The organism is Longicatena caecimuris (assembly GCF_018406465.1).
GTDB classification, from domain to species: Bacteria; Bacillota_I; Bacilli_A; order Erysipelotrichales; family Erysipelotrichaceae; genus Longicatena; species Longicatena caecimuris.
Genome location: NZ_AP024510.1, coordinates 140074 through 160768 on the forward strand (window position 1 = coordinate 140074; position 20695 = coordinate 160768).

Annotated in this window: 18 protein-coding genes and 1 pseudogene; 12 read left to right on the top strand and 7 right to left on the bottom strand. The window is 37.3% G+C overall.

From position 1 onward, the window contains the following. The first annotated feature begins 48 nt into the window (after positions 1-48). Positions 49-660 (top strand): hypothetical protein, encoded by a 612-nt coding sequence (locus KJS44_RS00655; RefSeq protein WP_008691043.1) that lies wholly within the window; start codon positions 49-51, stop codon positions 658-660. Between the two features lie 247 nt (positions 661-907). Then, positions 908-2026 carry an ADP-ribosylglycohydrolase family protein gene (locus KJS44_RS00660; protein ID WP_008691044.1) on the top strand — a complete coding sequence of 373 codons (1119 nt, stop codon included), beginning with the start codon at positions 908-910 and terminating at the stop codon, positions 2024-2026. Between the two features lie 572 nt (positions 2027-2598). Here KJS44_RS00660 and KJS44_RS00665 read toward each other — a convergent pair. Continuing rightward, the gene (locus tag KJS44_RS00665; RefSeq protein ID WP_008691045.1) at positions 2599-3054 is read right to left on the bottom strand and encodes a nucleoside 2-deoxyribosyltransferase; all 456 of its coding nucleotides are present in this window, start codon (positions 3052-3054) and stop codon (positions 2599-2601) included. A gap of 302 nt (positions 3055-3356) precedes the next feature. Between KJS44_RS00665 and KJS44_RS00670 the strand changes: the two genes are divergently transcribed. The 5 genes from KJS44_RS00670 (at position 3357) to KJS44_RS00690 (ending at position 9381) form a co-directional block, all read left to right on the top strand. Further along, the gene (locus KJS44_RS00670; protein ID WP_026006679.1) at positions 3357-4700 is read left to right on the top strand and encodes an MATE family efflux transporter; all 1344 of its coding nucleotides are present in this window, start codon (positions 3357-3359) and stop codon (positions 4698-4700) included. Between the two features lie 341 nt (positions 4701-5041). After that, complete coding sequence (locus KJS44_RS00675; RefSeq protein ID WP_008691047.1) at positions 5042-6484, top strand: DEAD/DEAH box helicase; 1443 nt, start codon at positions 5042-5044, stop codon at positions 6482-6484. Positions 6485-6638: 154 nt separating this feature from the next. After that, positions 6639-7580: a hypothetical protein gene (locus tag KJS44_RS00680; RefSeq protein ID WP_008691049.1), complete on the top strand. Its 942-nt coding sequence runs from the start codon at positions 6639-6641 to the stop codon at positions 7578-7580. A gap of 95 nt (positions 7581-7675) precedes the next feature. Then, positions 7676-8347: an ATP-binding cassette domain-containing protein gene (locus KJS44_RS00685; protein WP_008691051.1), complete on the top strand. Its 672-nt coding sequence runs from the start codon at positions 7676-7678 to the stop codon at positions 8345-8347. After that, entirely contained in the window at positions 8344-9381 is a 1038-nt protein-coding gene (locus KJS44_RS00690) for a hypothetical protein (RefSeq protein ID WP_008691053.1), read from the top strand. Before KJS44_RS00685 ends, KJS44_RS00690 begins: the two co-directional genes overlap by 4 nt. Positions 9382-9872: 491 nt before the next feature. Here KJS44_RS00690 and KJS44_RS00695 read toward each other — a convergent pair whose 3' ends face one another. From KJS44_RS00695 to KJS44_RS00715, 5 genes are all read right to left on the bottom strand, one after another. Continuing rightward, positions 9873-11039: an aminotransferase class I/II-fold pyridoxal phosphate-dependent enzyme gene (locus KJS44_RS00695; RefSeq protein ID WP_008691055.1), complete on the bottom strand. Its 1167-nt coding sequence runs from the start codon at positions 11037-11039 to the stop codon at positions 9873-9875. After that, complete coding sequence (locus tag KJS44_RS00700; RefSeq protein WP_008691056.1) at positions 11039-11527, bottom strand: Lrp/AsnC family transcriptional regulator; 489 nt, start codon at positions 11525-11527, stop codon at positions 11039-11041. Before KJS44_RS00700 ends, KJS44_RS00695 begins: the two co-directional genes overlap by 1 nt. A gap of 299 nt (positions 11528-11826) precedes the next feature. Further along, positions 11827-12342, bottom strand: a complete 516-nt coding sequence (gene mobV / locus KJS44_RS00705; protein WP_438861554.1) for a MobV family relaxase — start codon at positions 12340-12342, stop codon at positions 11827-11829. 187 nt (positions 12343-12529) lie between these two features. Next, the gene (locus KJS44_RS00710) at positions 12530-12925 is read right to left on the bottom strand and encodes a replication initiator protein A (RefSeq protein WP_017144525.1); all 396 of its coding nucleotides are present in this window, start codon (positions 12923-12925) and stop codon (positions 12530-12532) included. A 111-nt stretch (positions 12926-13036) separates the two neighbouring features. After that, entirely contained in the window at positions 13037-13420 is a 384-nt protein-coding gene (locus KJS44_RS00715) for a cysteine-rich VLP domain-containing protein (RefSeq protein ID WP_081484665.1), read from the bottom strand. 208 nt (positions 13421-13628) lie between these two features. Here KJS44_RS00715 and KJS44_RS00720 point away from each other — a divergent pair, with 208 nt between their 5' ends. The 5 genes and pseudogenes from KJS44_RS00720 to KJS44_RS00740 all read left to right on the top strand — a co-directional run bounded on the left by KJS44_RS00720 (position 13629) and on the right by KJS44_RS00740 (position 19904). Then, positions 13629-14438, top strand: a complete 810-nt coding sequence (locus tag KJS44_RS00720) for a helix-turn-helix domain-containing protein (protein ID WP_008691058.1) — start codon at positions 13629-13631, stop codon at positions 14436-14438. Position 14439: 1 nt separating this feature from the next. Then, positions 14440-17466 carry a metallophosphoesterase gene (locus KJS44_RS00725; protein WP_008691059.1) on the top strand — a complete coding sequence of 1009 codons (3027 nt, stop codon included), beginning with the start codon at positions 14440-14442 and terminating at the stop codon, positions 17464-17466. Between the two features lie 312 nt (positions 17467-17778). Continuing rightward, a pseudogene (locus tag KJS44_RS00730) lies at positions 17779-18051 on the top strand (transposase); the annotation flags it as partial. A 432-nt stretch (positions 18052-18483) separates the two neighbouring features. Continuing rightward, on the top strand, positions 18484-19320 hold the full coding sequence (locus KJS44_RS00735; RefSeq protein WP_008691061.1) for a hypothetical protein: 837 nt from the start codon (positions 18484-18486) through the stop codon (positions 19318-19320). 65 nt (positions 19321-19385) lie between these two features. Next, entirely contained in the window at positions 19386-19904 is a 519-nt protein-coding gene (locus KJS44_RS00740; protein WP_008691063.1) for an NAD(+) diphosphatase, read from the top strand. Positions 19905-19977: 73 nt separating this feature from the next. Here the strand turns inward: KJS44_RS00740 and KJS44_RS00745 are convergent, their stop codons facing one another. Then, on the bottom strand, positions 19978-20616 hold the full coding sequence (locus KJS44_RS00745) for a YigZ family protein (protein ID WP_008691064.1): 639 nt from the start codon (positions 20614-20616) through the stop codon (positions 19978-19980). Between the last annotated feature and the right edge of the window lie 79 nt (positions 20617-20695).

Genomic DNA, 20695 nt, shown 5'->3' on the forward strand with positions numbered 1-20695 from the left:
GGAGTATCTGAAACGTGGATAACACAGGTACATGAAAGGCGGATATATATGAAAAAGCGTATTCTAATTTCGATTTGTGCATTTATTTTATGTTTTACTGGAGGTTGCGCTAATGATAACTCTGAGGGAAATAAAAATGAATTGGGAAATTATATTACTTTTCAAAAAGTTAGCACAGCTAAAAATATTGAAATAATGAAAGATGTTACCATAAATATTACAGCAACTGAACATGGGGGACATCTCAGAATAGAAAATGGTAAAAATCTTTTCCCTAGTAACGATGGCGAATTATTAGGTGTAATTGCGAAAGTGAACAATCAAAGTAATTCCAGTATTAATATAAAAAATTTTTTGAATTGTAAAGAGGGCTCTGTTTTTATGGTGGATGAGAACTATTATCCAGTATCAAATTATCATGTTGAAGGAAATGCTAAAGATGGTATTATACAACCAAATGAAGAAAAGACAGTATATATTTATACAGAGGTTCCTTTTAATACTGTTACTGATCAAAGCCTGCTTGAAGTGTATTTAACATATGGAAAAGAAACAAAACCATTCTGTGCGATTAATGAAGAGGATTTGAATGGAAATACTACCCAAAATGGTTTTCACTTTCAATTGCAATGGTCTACTTTAGCAGATGATATGTGGTAGTTTTACATAATCGTGAGTATAATAAAAATTTGTTTACATATTTGTTTTATGGATGACTATGGACATATTGATAATAAAACACCATCCTTTACATATCACAGCATAAAAATAGGAAGGTACACGATGTAAGTTCAGACGTTTATCTTACTTATGTAACTATCAAAAAGGTTAATAAGAGGATGGATGAATTCATATCTTTATAAACAAAACAATGAAGTGATGATATGTCAGAAAGGGGCTTAGCAAAATGAAGAATATAGATAAATACAGAGGCTGCCTTGTCGGTGGTGCATCCGGAGATGCGTTAGGCTATGCTGTCGAGTTCTATCAGGAAGATTTTATATTTAAAAAATACGGTGAAAACGGTATTACAGAATATGATCTTATAAATGGTATTGCTCATATTTCTGATGACACACAAATGACACTTTTTACCGCTAATGGTTTATTACTTGGGACAACAAGAGGTATGACTCGTGGAATCATGCAAGCTTATCCGAGTTATATTGCTTCCTGTTATAAGGATTGGCTTAAAACACAGTTGGAATTAAAAGAACATTTATCCTATTCGTGGCTTGTTAATGTGCCGGAATTATTTAATCGCCGTGCTCCTGGAAACACTTGTATATCAGCGATTGAAAATGGAGCAAATGGAACAATAGATGAACCAATAAATCAGAGTAAGGGTAGTGGAGGAATTATGCGTGTTGCTCCTATTGGGCTATATTTTGATGGAAAGAAGTATACAAGTGATGAGATTGCTATGATTGGGGCAGAAACAGCAGCTTTAACGCATGGACACGAACTTGGCTATATTCCTGCAGCTGCTTTGGTGCACATCCTTCACTTGATTTCTCATAATGAGGACATTTCTCTGCTGGAAGCAGTGATAGATACAAAGAAGGCTCTGTTGCGTTTATTTGCCGACAAGACACATCTGAAAGATCTAATTTTGTTGATAGATAGAGCAGTTGCATTGGCAAATAAGAATTTAGATGATTTAGAAGCTATAAGAGAACTTGGACAGGGTTGGGTAGCTGAGGAAACACTTGCAATTGCGATTTATTGTTCGCTAAAATATTCTGATGATTTTGATAAAGCGATAATTGCATCGGTCAACCACAGCGGTGACAGTGACTCAACCGGTTCAGTAACTGGTAATATCATGGGTGCTTATCTTGGTTACAAAAGCATTCCTCAGAAGTATATAAGAAATCTTGAACTTGTAAATGTGATAATGGAAATTGCAGATGATCTTTATAATGATTGTAAGATAACAGAATATGGTTCTTATCACGATGAAATATGGGAACAGAAGTATATTAAAAAAACTTATGTGCCGAGTAAAACAAGCTCTGAGGAATAACAAATTCCGTCTTGCTGGACGAAAAACAAGCGTGAGATAAAAACAAATTTTGTCTTGTTGGACGAGAAACAAGCATGAGATGAAAACAAATTTCGTTGTATTAACAAAACTTTCAGCAATGGAAAGATAAGGTCAAGAAACGGCAAATTAAAACGTCTATATTATTATTGGAACGTGATGAACTTCTATTTATAAACTGTAAGAATATCAAAATGGAGTATAAGCTGAAGCTTAGAAGGTATATGAAGCAATGTAAAGCTTTATGTTGATAACGAAAAAGTAAATGGATACAGGCAAAAAAAACCGTTAGTAGAAAAACGGCTTTTGGTTTAAAATTAATCTCAAAAATTAAGTAATAAGCAAGTTGCTTTACAATACTATCGTTTTCATCACAAAATTTGTAAATGCTAGGATGCATATGAATTTCATAACAGTTTAGAAAAGTGAAGGAACATCTCGCCTATTAATAAAGGAAAAAACATAAAAGCATAAAAGACGATGATCAATCAATAGCTTTACAGCTAAAGAAAAATTATCATTTAGAAACAATTTTATGATTGGAAAACCATAATCTATATAATATTCTCAAGTGCCGTTTTTAAGGTTTCGACAGCTTCATCAAAACTTCTCACAAAATAGCCATGCTTCAAAATTGCCCCAAGAACATAATGATTCATGCCGTAAGTAGGGATATCATAGCGATTCGCTGACTGCAAACGTATATCACTGTTAATCCCAATGATGATTTTTGTATGTGATTTTATGGCAATTCCTAATTCTACCATAACACCAGCATCTTCATTTGTTAGATCTGCAATAAAGATATCACAGTCTTCGACAGCTTTTGTGTCACCATCATAAATTTCTTCAGGTGTTGGAAGCGACTGCTTATTCTCATTAAATGGTTGGTCAATCGGATTAAAGATATCCAACTGTGGAAATGTTGCTCTTAAGATTTCCCCTTCTTTTTTACGCTGTGCGACTTCTGCCTCATTAAACAAGGAACCGGCAACATAAACTTTTAACATATATATATTCTCCTTTACATCTATTAGGATTATACAGGCAGGTAAGAGAATTTTCAACTATTGGGTTTAGATAACAACGGAAGAATTTATACAAAGGGGTTTTATTAAACGATTTTCCATAACAAGTTCACAGAGCGGCAATTTTTTTATAATTTCTCCTCAATGTTCTTCCATATTTATTTATAATCTCCCGCATTCCTTTCTGTACGCTTTTAAATTACAAAAAATTCAGAAATTCTACTATGTTCAAGCGAAAGATAACTTGCTATAATAATGAAGAATTTAGAAAAGGGATGAATGAATTGAGAAGAAGTTATGAAATTGATATGTGTCATGGCCCACTCTTCTCACGACTGATTGTTTTCGCAATACCACTAATTTTATCAGGTATTTTACAACTGCTCTTTAATGCAGCCGATATTATCGTCGTGGGAAGATTTACCGGAAGCCATGCTTTAGCAGCGGTTGGTTCTACCAGTTCGCTGATTAACCTGTTAGTCAACCTGTTTATTGGTGTTTCCGTTGGAGCGAATGTTTTACTAGGCCGCTATTATGGCGCGCAAGATTATAAGAATGCATCAGAAACGGTCCATACAGCAATGGTAACGGCTATTGTGGGTGGTGTGATTATGATCATAGCAGGAGTTTTATTAGCACGACCTCTGCTGGAAATGATGGGAACGCCACAAGATGTCTTATCGCTTTCTGTGCTATACATGCGTATTTACTTTATCGGTATGCCGGCGTTTATGGTATATAATTTCGGAGCTGCTTTATTACGAGCTTTAGGGGATACCAAACGTCCGCTTTATTTCTTAACAGTTGCTGGTGTTGTTAATGTTATTTTTAATTTGTTTTTTGTCATTGTTTTACATATGGGAGTTGCCGGTGTTGCGCTTGCGACAATTATTGCACAGGCAATATCTGCTGGTTTAATATTACTAAGCTTAGAAAAATCAGAAGGTGTTTTGCATTTACGGCTAAAGGAATTATCTTTCCATAAAGATAAGCTGTTTGGTATGTTACGGGTAGGACTTCCTGCCGGCTTACAGGGGGTTATCTTTAATATCTCCAATGTGCTGATACAATCTTCCATTAACTCATTTGGCTCTGTGGTTATGGCAGGAAACACTGCTGCCAGCAATATCGAAGGCTTTGTGTATACTTCCATGAATGCCGTATATCAGACATCACTTAGCTTTACCAGTCAGAATTATGGGGCTAAGCAATACCACCGTATTGATAAGATTCTGTTGCAATGTTTAGGCATTGTTACCTTTGTCGGTTTGTTTATGGGAATAGGAGCATTTTTACTGGGACATCCATTATTAAGTATCTATTCTTCCAGTGAAGAAGTCATACAATATGGAATAGCACGATTGAGCGTGGTAAGTGCCAGTTATTTCTTATGTGGTATTATGGATGTTTTTGTGGGAAGTTTACGAGGAATAGGATATTCAATCATGCCGATGTTGGTATCGTTAGCTGGGGCTTGTCTATTCCGAATCATTTGGATCTTTACCATCTTTCAGGTAGAGCATACGCAGTTTTCTTTATATGTGTCCTATCCTATTTCTTGGATGCTTACCATCAGTGCACATTTTATTTGCTACCTGCTAGTGCGTAAAAAAGCTTTTGCGAAATAAGGATGAAATAGATTCTATAGAAGTAAGAAGGAAGAATACGACAGCTGTTGTTGATGCAGGTGGCACGTATTCTTTTTTCGTATTCATAGGGAAGGTTGTCTTACTTACACAATTTCTCTTCGCTGTAGCCGAAGAATACTACACATAGTGCAGTTCCGATAATGTTTAAAGCTTTTCTCATAATGGTTTTCCTCCTAATGTATCTTACACCTAAAGTTTATCTCATTATTTCGTAACTGTCGTTGGATTCAGCTTACGAATGACTTACACTTTTGTTAGATTCCCTTTTCTTTTCATTGCGTATTCCTGTATAATGAGAAAAGAAAGAAAAAGGTGAAATTATGCAATTTAAAGAATTCGCATTACATACAGATATCTTAAAAGCATTAGAAAAACTACATTATGAACAAGTATTACCGATACAGGAACAGGTGATACCGGAAATCTTAAAAGGAAGAGATGTCATTGTCCGTTCACGAACAGGTAGTGGAAAGACAGCTTCCTTTGCCATTCCTATCGTGCAAGAGCTGATATGGGAGGAAAGGGAACCGCAGGCAATTATCCTGACGCCAACAAGAGAATTGGCGCTGCAGATCAAAGAGGACTTTGATAATATTGGTGCTTATCGTCGTATCAAAACGGTTGCCATCTTTGGGAAACAACCTTATAAGTTTCAAATACAGGATTTGAAACAGCGTGCACATGTAGTGGTGGGAACACCGGGTAGAATATTGGATCATTTAGAAAGAGAAACTTTGAAAACTGGTCATATACGCTATGTCATAATTGATGAAGCGGATGAAATGTTGAATATGGGTTTTATAGAAAGTGTTCAAAGCATATTTAACTATTTCCCAGGGAATAAAATAACTTGTCTATTTTCCGCAACGATGCCGCAACCGATACAAGAATTGGCGGAAGGGTTTATGAAAGAGCCAAAGCTGATCACGTTAGCGGAAGAAACCACAGTAAACGCGGCAATCACACACTATGCATATGAAGTGAAAGAGAAACAGAAGTTGTCATTTCTTAAACAACTGTTATGCAAGGAACAACCAGCATCTTGTATCATTTTTGCTCGAACGCAAGAGGGTGTTAAGACCATTTGTGATGAACTCTATGCATTGGATATGTGTGTGGATAAGCTTCATGGCGGTATGTTGCAGGAGGATCGTATAGAAAATATTCGTGATTTTAAAAGAGGAAAGATTCGCATTCTTGTCGCAACGGATGTAGCGGCCAGAGGTATTGATGTACAGGATATTTCCCATATTATCAATTATGATATGCCGAATCAAAAAGAGACCTATTTACATCGTATTGGCAGAACGGGCCGACAGCGTGCAAGTGGAAAAGCAATCACTTTGATCAATGAATATGATGGAGAGCGCAAAGCAGAACTTGAAGATTATTTGGGATACCCTTTAGAAATACGCGAACGAGGTGAAATCAGTAATCAAGATGTTACGAAAGAAACTATCGAGCCTTTGACAAAACCATTTGCCTTACGAGAAGATAAGGGAAAAGAAGTGCATAAAGATACTATGAAGTTGTATTTGAATGGTGGTAAGACAAAAAAGATTCGTGCAGGAGACATCGTTGGGGCAATTTGTGAGATTCAGGGGGTAAGTGCTGAGGATATTGGAGTGATTCAGATTCAAGATAATCAATCTTATGTGGATATTTTAAATGGTAAAGGTAAGCAGGTGTTAAAAACTTTACAGCAAAGTACGATTAAAGGTAAGAAATTGAAAGTACAAAAAGCAAAGGAACAAGGAGAGTAACTATATATTTTTAAAATTATAACGGTAACCAAAGTTTGTCGTTTGTTTACCATAAACGATAAAGACTCTGATGAGTTAACAAATCAGAGTTTTTTTCATATATACACATAGAAGCTAAGAAATATGCATATACTGCTATAGAGGTGTATGCATTTTGCGAAAAGAAACATTGGAACGAGAATTTGCCTATCATGAAACAAATGGTAAAAAACCATATTTCGAAGGTTGGTATTATAAAATTCAGACATCTGAAGTCAGCGTAGGTGTCATTGTCGGCATTCATTATGAGAAGGGAATACGAAATGGCTTTATTCAAGTTTTAGATACGTATCGCAATATCTCCGATTATCTAGTATTTCCTGATGAAGACATCCATATTGAAGAGCATAAAATAAAGTTTAAAGAAAATGAATTTACTCGCCATTATCTTCACTTTCATGATGAAGAGAAACAACTGCACATGGATGTTCAATTCCACCAACAGCATCATCTGCATGACAATATCTACATGCCAACCATCATGGGACCATTTTCTTATATGGAGATGGAATGCACGCATGCGATCATCAGTCTACATCATCGCTGTGACGGAAAGCTTATAATTCAGGGAAAAGCGTTCGATGCTAAGGGCATTGGCTATATAGAAAAGGATAGGGGAACATCCTTTCCGAAACGTTATCTTTGGTATCAATCAAATGCCTGTAGGAAAAAGGAAAGTTGTTTTTTTCTATCCATTGCGGATATTCCTATAAAACAGCTAGAATTCCAAGGAATCATTTGTGTCTTGATGTTGCAAGGAAAACAGAAGCGTTTTGCGACCTACTTGGGTGCCAGAGTTACCCATATGGAAATGATGCGTAAAAAAGAAGGTGTTCATGTCTTTCTTCATATGAAACAAGGTTCTTATGAATTGGATATTCATTTGTTGTATCGTGATGTTTGTTCCTTGAAAGCGCCTGTAAGCGGAGTCATGTGTAAGACGGTAAAAGAGAGCTTAAATAGTATTGCGAAAGTGATTGTTTATCATCATCATAAAATTATTGAAAAACAGATATTTCAAAAAGGTGGATGTGAGATTAGCGGATATTATGGCTAAAACATCTGCTTTTTTTGTGGATGATTTACGATTTATTCAGTATGAGTTGACATTCCTTGCAAAGTGACGTATCCTTTTCGCAAGGAGAAATTTTTATGACAAGTTGTATACAAACAAACCACTTATATTATGCTTATGATGAAAAGGATACCCTACAGGATATCAATATTACAATGGAAGAAAAAAACGGATGTATTTTATTAGCAGGAACAAACGGTAGTGGAAAAAGTACATTATTAAATGTTCTCTGTGGCTTTTTGATTCCATATCGTGGAACGTTGGAAAGAACTATGCCGATTGCTTATTTGCCTTTCGAAAGCCCACTTTTCCCACAACTTACCGTAAAGGAAAATTTGCGTTATTTTTACCGCTGTTATAACGGTGAGGATATTTCATTCAAGATGGATGCGGTAATGGAAGTGTTAAATGCCCTGCATATTGATTATTTAGAACAGCGTTTAATGAAATGCAGCTCAGGGCAAAAACAAAAAGTAGCGATTGCGATTATCTTATTAAGCAAAGCACCGATCATTTTTATGGATGAACCCTTTGTTGCTATAGATGCGCAAAGTAGTGCGGCAGCTATCGACTTAATCAAGCAACAAAGTAAAGAACGCCTTTTTGTTATAACATCACATACCTTAGAGGCGACACGCTCTCTTATTACACGTTTAATTCACTTAGTGGATGGACAAATACAAGTAGATACCAAAGATCAAAAAGAAATTACAGCGTATTATCAGCGCACGTTGGAGAATTACTTATGATGATGTTGGAATTAGTAAGGTTATTACGTACATCAAAATGGAAATATCTAATCTTCATCATCATTGTAAGCATTGCTTATAAACAGCTTATTTATACCGAAACCGGCACATCCATGGGAATCGCACAGCTGATACCGATTATGCCTTCTTTATTGCCACAAACCGCCATGCGTTTGTCTATTGCCATATTGCCGTCATTTCTCTGTATTTATTTGCTATATGATATTGCTTATCAAGAAGAAACGATTAGTACATGGGAAAGTATATTGCCTTGCAGAAAGATTGCTAGAAAACGTATCTTGCAGAAAGAGCTGATACTGCTTTTCCTGCAATGCGTATGTTTGTTTCCTTCTCTCATAATTTTTTATCTTTTAACCGGCACCCTATCTAAGACATTTTTCTTGATTCTGTTTAGTATTGCCTTCCTTTATTTTTTAGGCTTTCATATCAGCTGTTATGTTACCAGTAATGGCTTTTTGTGTATCGCAGGTGGTGTGGCAATCATAAATGTATGGAAAACTTGTATGCCTTTGTTTCTTCTTATTTGCATTTTCAATCTTGGTGAATGGTCAGCTCTTCTCGTACAATATGCTTTCGGTATAATTGGTACCTGTGTGATTGTTTATGGCATCTTGTTATTGATGGGAGAGCGGTTATTGTTAAGGAAACTACAAAGAGAAATGGTATTGAAAAAGTTGCTGAATGGTTATCATGTAACACAAGGTGAACTCTTAGCAAATCGATATCTATCCTTGTTGGATATAGGAATGCAATTTATCTTTCATAGAAGAAACACGCATACAGTACATTACTGGAGAGCTTGTGCGGCATGGGAAGTTACTTTGAAACAGCATGTATTTATTATATTTTTTATGCTATTTAGTGTTGTTTATGGCATTGTACAGAAAACTTATCTTATGTTTCTTGGTACGGTTTGTGGCATGCTGTTGTTGCTTTATTTCTACTATAAAGAAAAGCAACGTATTACCAAGATATATATTTTACCCACAACAAAAATTACATATGAAAAATAGGATATCATTTAGTATCCTATTTTTCATTGTTATAAAGTTGTTAAAAAGATAGTTCCTGTTTAAAAAATAATAATATACGCACTCAGATGCATAGCTAAAGTTAAAATACATAGCTCTTGTGTTGCTTTTGTTTCCATGAATTTATGATGGCGTAGCAACTAGATTAATAAAATAGTGATCATTGCGAAGAGAACGCCATATATTTCTCTGGCATTATCATTTTTGCTAATATTGTTGTTTGTATAGAGTGCAAAGAGGAACAAAACAATATTCATAGCGCAGGTTAGATATAAGAAATTGTTTGTATTTAGTGATTTCAGCATATGTATATTATAGGAAATCGTATTAGAATAGAGCGTATTGCTTTCATCAATAAAGAAAGCATTCGTTACGATAACCTGATTTCCTTTCTGTTTCAGTATTTATAAATGTAAAAAGCTAGTGCTTTTATAAAGAAAGAAGGGCATTTCTGTAGGGAAATGCCTTTCTCTTTAACGAAATTTTTCCATGAATGCATCTATACGCTCAATGGCTTCTTTAATATGCTCAATGCTATAAGCATAGGATACACGAATAAAACCTTCTCCGGCATCACCAAAAGCGGTACCAGGGACACAAGCAACTTTTTGCTCATTCAATAGCTGCTCACAAAATTCATCACTCGTTAAACCGGTCGAGCGGATATCCGGGAAGATATAAAATGCTCCCTGAGGTAAATGCGTAGGCAGACCAATGCGATTAAACCCTTTTGTAATGAAATTACGGCGTGACATATAGGCCTCTTTCATTTCTTGGACATGGATATCGCCATTGCGCATCGCATCAATTGCACCATATTGTGCACCGGTAGGGGCAGACATGATGATATACTGATGGATCTTATTCATCGCCTCTGTGAAGGTTTGATTAGCTAAAACATATCCTAAACGCCAACCGGTCATCGCATATGCCTTAGAAAAACCACTGATAATGATAACCTGATCTTTGATTTCAGCAAAATTTGCTAAAGAATAGAAATTATCCTCATAAGATAATTCAGCATAGATTTCATCGCTGATGACGATTAGTTCATGTTTTTTAATAATTGGCACTAATTTCGCATAATCTTCCTTCGTCATGACACCACCGGTAGGATTACTTGGGAAATTCAGCAAGATTGCTTTCGTCTTTGGCGTAATGGCAGCCTCTAACTTTTCCGGTGTTAGTTTAAACTGTTCTTCGTGTTCCAATTTTACATGCACCGGTATGGCTCCGGTTAACTGTACACTTGGGGTATAGGCAACATAACTTGGCTCCATCAAAATGACTTCATCGCCAGGATTCACTATCGCTCGCATGGCAATGTCGATACCTTCACTTCCGCCAACGGTGATGATGACGTTATGAACGGGATCATAATCTAAATGAAAACGGCGTTTTTGATAAGCACAGATTTCTTCTCTTAATTCCAGCAGTCCCTGATTCGCTGTATAATGCGTTTTTCCACTTTCAATAGAATATATAGCAGCTTCACGAATATGCCATGGGGTATCAAAATCAGGTTCTCCAACACCCAGAGAGATGACACCTTCCATTTCACTCGCTAAATCAAAAAATTTACGGATACCGCTAGGTTTAATTTCCTGTACTTTTTTACTTAAGAAATTTTCGTATTGCATTATGGTGTTACAACCAATCTTTCTTCAGGTTTTTCTTCATCACCAAAGACAACGCCGTTAACTTTGTATTCTTTTAATACGAAAAATGTCGATGTGGATGTGACATGGTCAGTCGTCGCTAATTTTGAGCCGACAAAATTAGAAACTTCCTGCATGGTCTTGCCATAAATTATGACGATAAACTCGCTCTTTCCGCTCATCAGATACATTGTATCGACTTCCGGATAACGATAAATATTTCTGGCGATACGATCATAGCCATAATCGCGTTCCGGTGATACTTCTACCTCGATCATTGCCATGACTTTATCACGGTTTGTTTTATCCCAATTGATAATGGTATGATACCCACATATAATTTTCTTTTTCTCAAGTTCATTCATGGTATGAATGACACTGTCTTCATCTTCCAGTAAAATGTCAGCTAAATCTCTTGTGGAGTAACGGGCATTTGTTTCCAGAAGGGAAAGTAATAATTCTTGTTTCATTTCATCACCCTTTTTCTGTATAATACTTATATTTTAAACCGATAATGGTATTTAGTAAATAAAGAATATCATGAAACTGAATGTAAATGGGGAATGTTAAGAAGATTTAAGATATCCTCTTATGGTTTATTCTAGTATATGAAAAAAATTCAAAAGAATGAAATGTTTTCTTAAAAAGAAACGGAGCTGCTGACACTTCTATTATGCCGCCAGCAGCCCCGCAAATCAACGATGGCTTCGGAAAACCTTACGCCCTGGCTTCCTCATTCTGCCGTCTGTCGGTGTACTTGCGGAACACCTCATAAAGCTGTTGTTCCAGTTCCCGGCGTTTGGCCGCTTCCTGCTCCGGCGTGAACACCGGGGAGAGGTTTCTCCTTAGCGCACAGGCGGTTGTCCTTTATCAGCGGCACAAAGGTCAAATGCAGGTGGGGCGTTTTCTCGTCCATGTGTACCACCGCCGACACGATATTTTCCCGGCCTACCCGCCCGATCAAAAACTCTGCCGCCCTCTGGGAAAACGCCTGTATCTCCTTTGGGGATTTTCTCTTGAAAAACACCGGGCTGGCGGTGATGAGCGTATCGACAAACCGGGTGCTGTCCTTTCGGGTGCGGCACCCCGACTGTTCAATACGGCTCTGAATGAAGTGGTAATAGCGTCCCGACCGCTTGACGATATGGAAGTTGTATTTACTCCGGCTGGTGTCAATGTCGGGATTGCTGGCGTATTGTTCTTTCTGTCTTTCGTGATGGGCTTCCAGCGGCCTTGCCGGGTTGCCCTTGTGCTTCTCAAAACGCAAGATTGCGTGTTGTGCCATTCTCCTCCTTTCCCCGTTCCATTCCTTTCCGATGGGTTTTCTACAGGGAAAATCCCGCCAAAACGATCTCTGATAGGATTGGAATGAAATGGATATAAATAAAATATTTTTAATCTTTGTATTTCTATATACCGTCCAGTTTCCGTACTTCAAGAGGATTGATTATCGAACTTGTCGGATATGGTTTTCAGACCTTGGGCGTTCCAAAATCGGATTTCTTGAAGTCAGCGTTTGAAACCGCTTCATAGGATTTCGGGTAAATACAGTTGGGTTTTCCACAGCCCTGTTTCTTAATGTCAATCAACTCCGCATACTGTAACTCCCGCAGGGTGTTGACGGCTTTCTGCCGCCCACAGTGGAGCAAGTCCACCACCTCACAGATGGGATAGTACAGGTAAATGCGCCCGTACTCGTCCGCCCACCCATTTTTACGGGACAACTCCGCCCGCCGCAGGATAAAGGCATACAGTAGTTTAGCTTCGTTGGACAGAGGCTGGAATGTAGGTGCTTCAAAGAGGAAATTCGGGAGCCGGGTGAAGCTGAACGCCTTTTCCGGCTGATGAATATAAATCGTGCTTGTCATAGCGTATTTTATGGACGGTTAAAAACCTATTTTCCGGAGTGGGCGATACTTTATACCACCCGCCCCGGTTTAGGGCTTGCGAAGCCTTGTAAATCAAGGCTTTTTTCGCTCTTAACTGTCCACAGCAGACCTCCTTTTCCGTTCATTTTCTGTTTTCTGCCGCCTGTGAACTTTGGCGGCGCAGCCGGGGCAGTATTTAGCCCGGTTGGATTTTTGGATGAACACGCCGCCGCAGACTGTACAGCGTTTCAAGTCCCTATCCCGGTAAATCTCTGCTTCCAACGTCCCGGCAAGGGGCAAGACCGCCCACCGAAACCATTTACAGCAGACCGAGAAAGAAATCATCTGAGGGCAGGTGCAGGTGTCTCCATCGTCAAGGACAATGCAGTTGCCGTCCTCACAGTTACAGCACTCCCGCCGTTGCCGTTCTCCCCGAAAGGATTTCCGGTGTTGGTACGCTCCCCACAGCTTCGGGTCAACTTGTCCCGAAGTGATCTCTGGACAAAGTGTCCAGAAGTCGGTTCCTTGCGGTGCTTCCCCCGCCGGATATTCCTTTTCGGACGGTCATTCTGTTTTCAAGTTGCTGTCCATCGATGAACTACCCTAAGTCTACACGAAAAAAATGTAATCCCCGGAATTTTGCGAGAATTGCATTTTTGCAATTTTGCTGTATAATGGAAATCTGCGGAGGAGGTGCGTGTCTATGGCTCTACCCGGAACACCCGGACAGCGGATTTCCGATTTATGTAACGGAAACCACATCACACAAAAGGAACTTGCGGAAAAGATAGGCGTTTCTGCTTCTCAGTTGAGCCGGATTGTCAGCGGCGAAACAAGAACGGTCAGCAGTGATATTCTCATAGGCGTGGCAAAGGAATTTAAGGTATCAACGGACTACATACTGGGCTTGTCCACCGTGAGCGTCCGTAAAAGCTACGATATTTCCGAATTGGGCTTATCCGAGGGAGCCGTGAGGGGGCTTGTGACGGGCGCAGTCGATGTGCAAATCCTTAACCGCCTTTTGGAACACAAGAACTTTCCGAAGCTGATAGATTTGATACGGATTTATTTTCAGGATACGGCTGCAAAGGAGATAACAGCAAGAAACCAGCTAATCGAGATTGCAACGGCTTCTTTGTCCAACCTGATGAAAGAACACCCGGAACACCGGGCAGACGCAAGGCAGGATTTACAGCTTTTGAATGCCCAGAAGATAGGGGAACACGAAGCGGAGATTGAGAAAATCAAGAGCATGTTCCTTGCTATCCTGCGGGATATTAAGAAAGACATTGACAACGGGGAACAGCCGGGGGAAGCTGTGACCGCCGCCATGTTCCAGACTTTTCGGGACGCATTGGTAGAACAGAAACAAAAACCGATTTCCGTTGATGATGTAACAGCAATGATTGCCGGACAGATCGGACAACTTGCGCCGATGGACGAGGAGGCCGCCGACCTGTTTCAAAAGCTGGCGAAAAAGATGATTGAGCAGGCAGAGAAAGGAGGAAAATAGTGTGGCACAATCAGAAATAAAGAAAATAATCAGACAATTAAAGAAAAAAGAAATTCGGGTTTTTGATGTCCCAGAAGAATATAAGAACGATATTCAGCTTGTAACTTTTGAACGAAAAGCAGGTTTTCGCATAACAGGGAAAAGAGGATTTGACATTATTTCTAATTCTTTCTTCGTTGAAGAAACGCTAATTTATTTGGACGCAGATGGTGTGGAACAAAAAAGAGGCGTTTTTCTATCGTTTGATAATTTTGATTCTTATTTTGACTTCTTAAATGGGGATATTTATGATGATGCTTGCTATACATTTTGCCCTTTTTCGAGAATATCTATTTCTAAAAAAAATAACGCAAAAACCTTAATGGCAAGAAAAGCGTTTATCGAAGATACAATAGACGATTATTCGTTGTCATTATCAAACGAAGAAAAAAAGAATTATGAGGAAGGAAAGCTAATTCATAAATATTGTCAACAGTGGAGCAAAAAATTTAACAATTGTAGTAGCTATGATGAATTAGTAAAAGTCGTGGGAAATTATAAAAAATCTAAGATTGCTTCCATTGTTGATGTCAGCTTTTTCTTTTTTCAGTATATTTTCGCAGATGTCAAGGATAAACAACGCTTCTCTATTATTATGGAGTATATGTCCTCCGGTGCTTATCCTGAATACAAAATGATAAATGCTTTATGTTCAATATATGATTCTGACGATGTTATGCAATCATTCAATTACTCTTCAGGAGCAAAGGGGACAATATATAAGCATAAGAAGAAATTAAAAGAGTATATTCGTCTCTTGAAAGAGGGAGAGATTGATTTTTATTCAAAAGCATTTTTTGACAAGAAAACGCACTACTATTGCGAAGAAATTAAAGGATATCAAAAAGGTAATGAATATTTTCCAATCACGACAATTTGTAGATATTTTGAAACGTTTGATGAGTTTATTGATTATCGAAATAGGGATTTAACATATTGCGATTTATCAGGCGCACTTGAATGTAATGAGAATTTTTTCAGGTATATCGTTGATGAAACAACAAAGCTTCCGATTCATGCAGATATGGAAGTCACATATTCTGTAAAAAAATACTATCATGATGGGAAATTTTATGTAGTTCAGAAGTGGCTCAACAAATCTGGTAGCATACTTAAAGAATATAATCATACATTTAAGTATTTTTTTGATTTTGTTGTTTTTCTTAAAGGAAACCTATCTAATGCAGATTTGCTTTTTTGTGATGGGCTTGACAATTTAGCTCAGTGGGATTTTATTGACTTTACAGGCGCAAAAATGAAAAGCAGCTTATGTGAAAAGTTTGGCCTACAATATGATACTTATGTGATCAACTTGAACGTCATAGAATCCTTTGAGTGTATTGAAAAAAATGAATCTAAAACTGCTTTAGTTCTTCAATCTTCAAGAGATTTGGTATCAGAAGTAGCGGGGCGAGACTTATCAAATTTTGATCTGGCTTTTGATAACAAATGCCAAAGAGTTCACTATATTTCAGATCTTCATCTTATGCACAGAATACAAAATGCAGGCTGTCGTTCAAAAGAAGATATTATATATGTGATTCAAAGAATAGTTAATACTATTGCTAATGAAGCAGGAAGATTATTATTGATTGACGGTGATGTAGCATCAGATATTGGAATATTTCAGTTATTTGTAAAGATTCTTTCCAAAACATTACGTCGGAAAACACAGATTGTGTTTACGCTTGGAAATCATGAGTTATGGAGTTTTCCGGGCTTTCAAATAGAACAAATCGTTTCAAAGTATCGAACTATTTTAGAAGAATATGGTATGTATTTACTTCATAACGATCTTCTTTACAAAGAAGATTGCGGTTTACTTGCTGATCCGAACACAGGAACACACCTGATTAAATATCATGATTTGTGCCAAATGAATAAAACGCAAATTGCTGATCGCTTGCGAAGTGCAAGATATGTAATTCTCGGCGGATCGGGATTTTCGGGATATAATATGGAATTTAATGCCGATAACGGCATTTATCGAATGACTGTGGACAGGACTACTGAAATAAAAGAATCTAAAATTTTTGAAGATTTGTATAATCGTTTGCGCCCCATTCTAATAAATAAGAACACGATTATTTTAACACATACGCCTAAAAAAGATTGGTGCAGAGAAGCGGAGCCTGACAAAAACTATGTTTATGTAAGTGGACATACCCACAGGAATTTCTTCTATGATGATGGTGAGTACAGAGTCTATTCGGACAATCAAGTGGGATACCATAGTGAGGATCCTCATTTGAAAACTTTTTTAATTGATAACGATTATGACTGTTTTTCCGATTATGAGGATGGCATATTTGAGGTTACAAGTGAGCAGTACAATGACTTCTACCGAGGAAAGAATATATCCATAACATTTCAGCGAGAAGTAAATGTACTTTATATGCTGAAAAAGAAGGGGTATTACTGTTTTATTCATCAATCAAGAAATGGTAGCCTTACCATACTTAATGGCGGTGCTATGAAAAAGTTGGAAATTCCAGATATTCAGTATTATTATGATAATATGGACGCTATGATTTCTACAATAAAAACGCCGCTTGACAAGTTTACTTCATTTCAAAAACGAGTTGCAGATATAGTAAAAAGAATTGGTGGAGTAGGCACGATTCATGGGAGCATAATTGACATTGACTTTTATAATCACATATATGTAAACCCAGTTGACTTATCAATAACGGGATATTGGGCCAGTGATATAATTAACAAAATTGTATATCCGTCCATTCCTGCCTTATTGGAGAAGAACTGTCCTGCAATATTTGGCGAATATGTTAAACTTCTTAAAGGTAATAGCGAAAATCCGTTAGCATTGAAACAACAAACGAATGTTACAATATTACCGCAAATATATCTTGATACGGATATTTATAAGGCTTCAAGAGAACTAAAAAAGATGCAGAAACTTAGTTCGAATATTTTGAGTTCTTGGAATGAAGATACGCTACGTAAAAAACCTCGAATTGAACTTACATAAAAAAACTGATATTTTCTTAGTTCTATTTTGAGGAAATATTTTTCATATACGCCCTGTCTGCTGATGAAACCAGTCCTGCGCTTGCGGCTTCACGCCACGCAATCACAGTCCTGTTTTCCTGCCGCTTCAAATGCCCTTGCTCTCCTCGGCGGCAACGTTCACGGCAACGCCGACAGAGCGTATAACACACTACACTTTGCAAGCAAAGTCGTGTGCCAAAGGGCAAGCCCCTTTGGAAACCCCTGACAACAAAACAGGCGGTATGCTGCCCTCTTTGGGAGCATACCGCCGTTTGTTGTCAGCAGCCCGTTTCACATTCTGTTTTCGCCCTTTGTAAAGTTTGGCGTATCAGGATTTATGGGATTTCTGAAAGGGAAAAGTAATATTATGATCTATCAGAAATGGGGGAATATGAAATACAAATATAGGAATCGATCATTTTGGTGTAGAGGATATCATGTAGATACAGCAGGAAAGAATGACAAAGTAATTGAAGCATATATAAAAAATCAATTAAAAGAAGATGAACTAAGTGAACAATTGACACTGGATATAGAAGACCCGTTTACGGGTAATAAGAAATAGAAATGCAAATGCCAGACCGTATTGTTACGCTGGTAAGCGTAGCCTGAATCTGAGCCCCTTGGGGCGATTACGTAAAAACCACCAGCTTAGCTGGTGGAAATTTATTATAGGCTGAGTTAAGCTTACATAAACCTAGGGTTAAAGCAAATGGTGTTAATTTTACCTTGTCCATAATAGTACAATACACATCTTTACGGTTTTGCAATATTATTAAGTAACTTAAGTTTATGTCACATATTTATGAAAACGCTTAAATTTTGGTTGAAAAATAAAAAAAACGTTGTAAAATGAAGATAGATATACCTTTCTATACGATTTTAACGAATATATGAATTTACTTTTTCATAAATTATAGATGTAGTATTGTATCATCAGACAACATAGTTCCATTGATCTTCAAATGTAAAATACGACTGGGAAAGGAGGAGAACTATGGCTATTTATGATATTTTGAATGGGGTTAAAGACATTCGTGAAAGTGGTGAAGGAATTTGTACGTTTAATGGATTCCTAGAGGATTACCTTTCCATCATTGAGGCTGATGAGGGGAAGGAAGAAGTACGTGAGGTATTAGAAGCACTCTTTGAAGAGGATCATAATCTGAAAGTTGCAGTAGATTTGCACTTGAATATTAATAAAGAGGCAATTGCCAATCAGATCATTCGCTACAAAGATTCATTTAAGTTGCCGCATGGAACGATTTGTTGTCCATATGTAGTATATGGAAAATTTGATGATTATCAAAAGGCCGTAATTTTAACATTAGGAGATAAGGAAGAATATGTCATTGCTAAGGCATTGTACTATGTAATGAGTGAACCGGAAAATGAATACGAGGGAACACGAAATGAAATCATTGCGATGTCAGTGAATAAAGATACGATTGAGCGCATGATGGAAAATGTGATTGCATTCTTTATGCAGAATCAGAAAGCCGGTATCGTTCAAAGACGTCTTGACAGTAAGGTATTTGAGAACTATGATGAGATGTATGAAATGGCGAAAGAAATGGGAGCCTGGCAACAGGAACATTTACAAAAACTGTTAGAAGAAAGTAAAAACCGTGAAAAAACAATTAATGAAATCATTGCGAAATGGTTCTTATTGAAGAAATTCTCTTATGTGCAATACATGATGGATAAAAACAATTTGAACCGTGTGCATGAAGGTAATGTAAAGAAACAGCGTCAGGTGGCTAAGGAAAAATGTGATGCCATTGGTTTTGTATCTTATAGTGAATTGTGGAAAATGGTGAAGGATATGCATTAAAGAAACCTGTGAAGGTTTCTTTTACTGTTATTATGGCTATAATAATGATGGAAGGAAGGATGTCTATGAAATTTTGCAGTACATGCGGTAACGCATTAATTATGAAAAAACATGAACATGAGGGTTGCATTCCATATTGCACGACTTGTCAGAAATACATATTTCCGCAATTTAATACAGCTGTATCCCTGGTGGCATTATCACCGGATGAAAAGCAAATACTTTTGATTCAACAATATGGTGAACAGCGTAATGTTTTGGTGGCTGGCTATGTGAATCAAAAAGAAAGTGTTGAAGATGCGGTGTGCCGCGAGATGACAGAAGAGATAGGCAGAAGGGTTGTTGCGTATCGCTATTTGAAAAGTGAATATTTTGAAAAGACAAACACTTTGATGCTAAGTTTTGCAGTTCTATTAGATAGTACATCTTTGGCAGACATATCAGATTGGGAGATAGATGAGGCTAAGTGGTATTCTTTTGATGAAGCACTTAAAGCGATTGCCCCAGCATCATTAGCACAGCGCTTTTTATTGAATTTTATTCATTGTTATGAAAAAGAATCTAAGGGAAACTTTTTTAAATAGAAGAAATAATTTACGTTTTATATATATAAGGAATGTTAAGCACCATAATTTGAAAACATGTAAAGATCCAGACTCAGGAATCTGTTAGATTGGTTTTTACACCTTGTAATGCTACATCTATTATACATTCTTTGATAAAGACGGGAAGATAAGCGCCATTGGTGATTTCTGAAATTTCATCATCTAAGGGCTGCTCACATAAATACGTATAAACAGCATCTTCTTGATATTGCTTATCAGATACCTCGATATTGTGAGAACGGAAAAGATAATCCATCTTACCAATGAGATGATATGGAAAATGTAAGGTATATACGAACATTTTCTGTTTACGGGTAAGACAAGCACTTTCAAGCGCATGCGATACACTTTTTGCATACGCACGTATCAATCCGCCTGCCCCTAATTTGATACCGCCGAAATAACGTACGGTAACTGCTACGATATCTTGCATCTGATGTTTCATCAAACATTCTAACATGGGCACACCTGCTGTACCGGCAGGTTCTCCGTCATCATTACTGCGTTGTATTTCATTTTGTTCACCTATGATAAAGGCATAACAATGATGTCTGGCATTAGGGTGTTCTTTTTTTATCTTGTTAATAAAAGTCTTTGCCTCTTCTTCACTGTTACAACGATGAAGGTAACATAGGAAACGACTTTTTTTGATTTCAAATTCATCCATATGATCTTCTTTTAAACGATACATGTTATCACCTGTTTCATTATAATATAGATAAGGACAGAAAAAAAGAATCGATAGCGATTCTTTTAAAAAGTAAATGGGT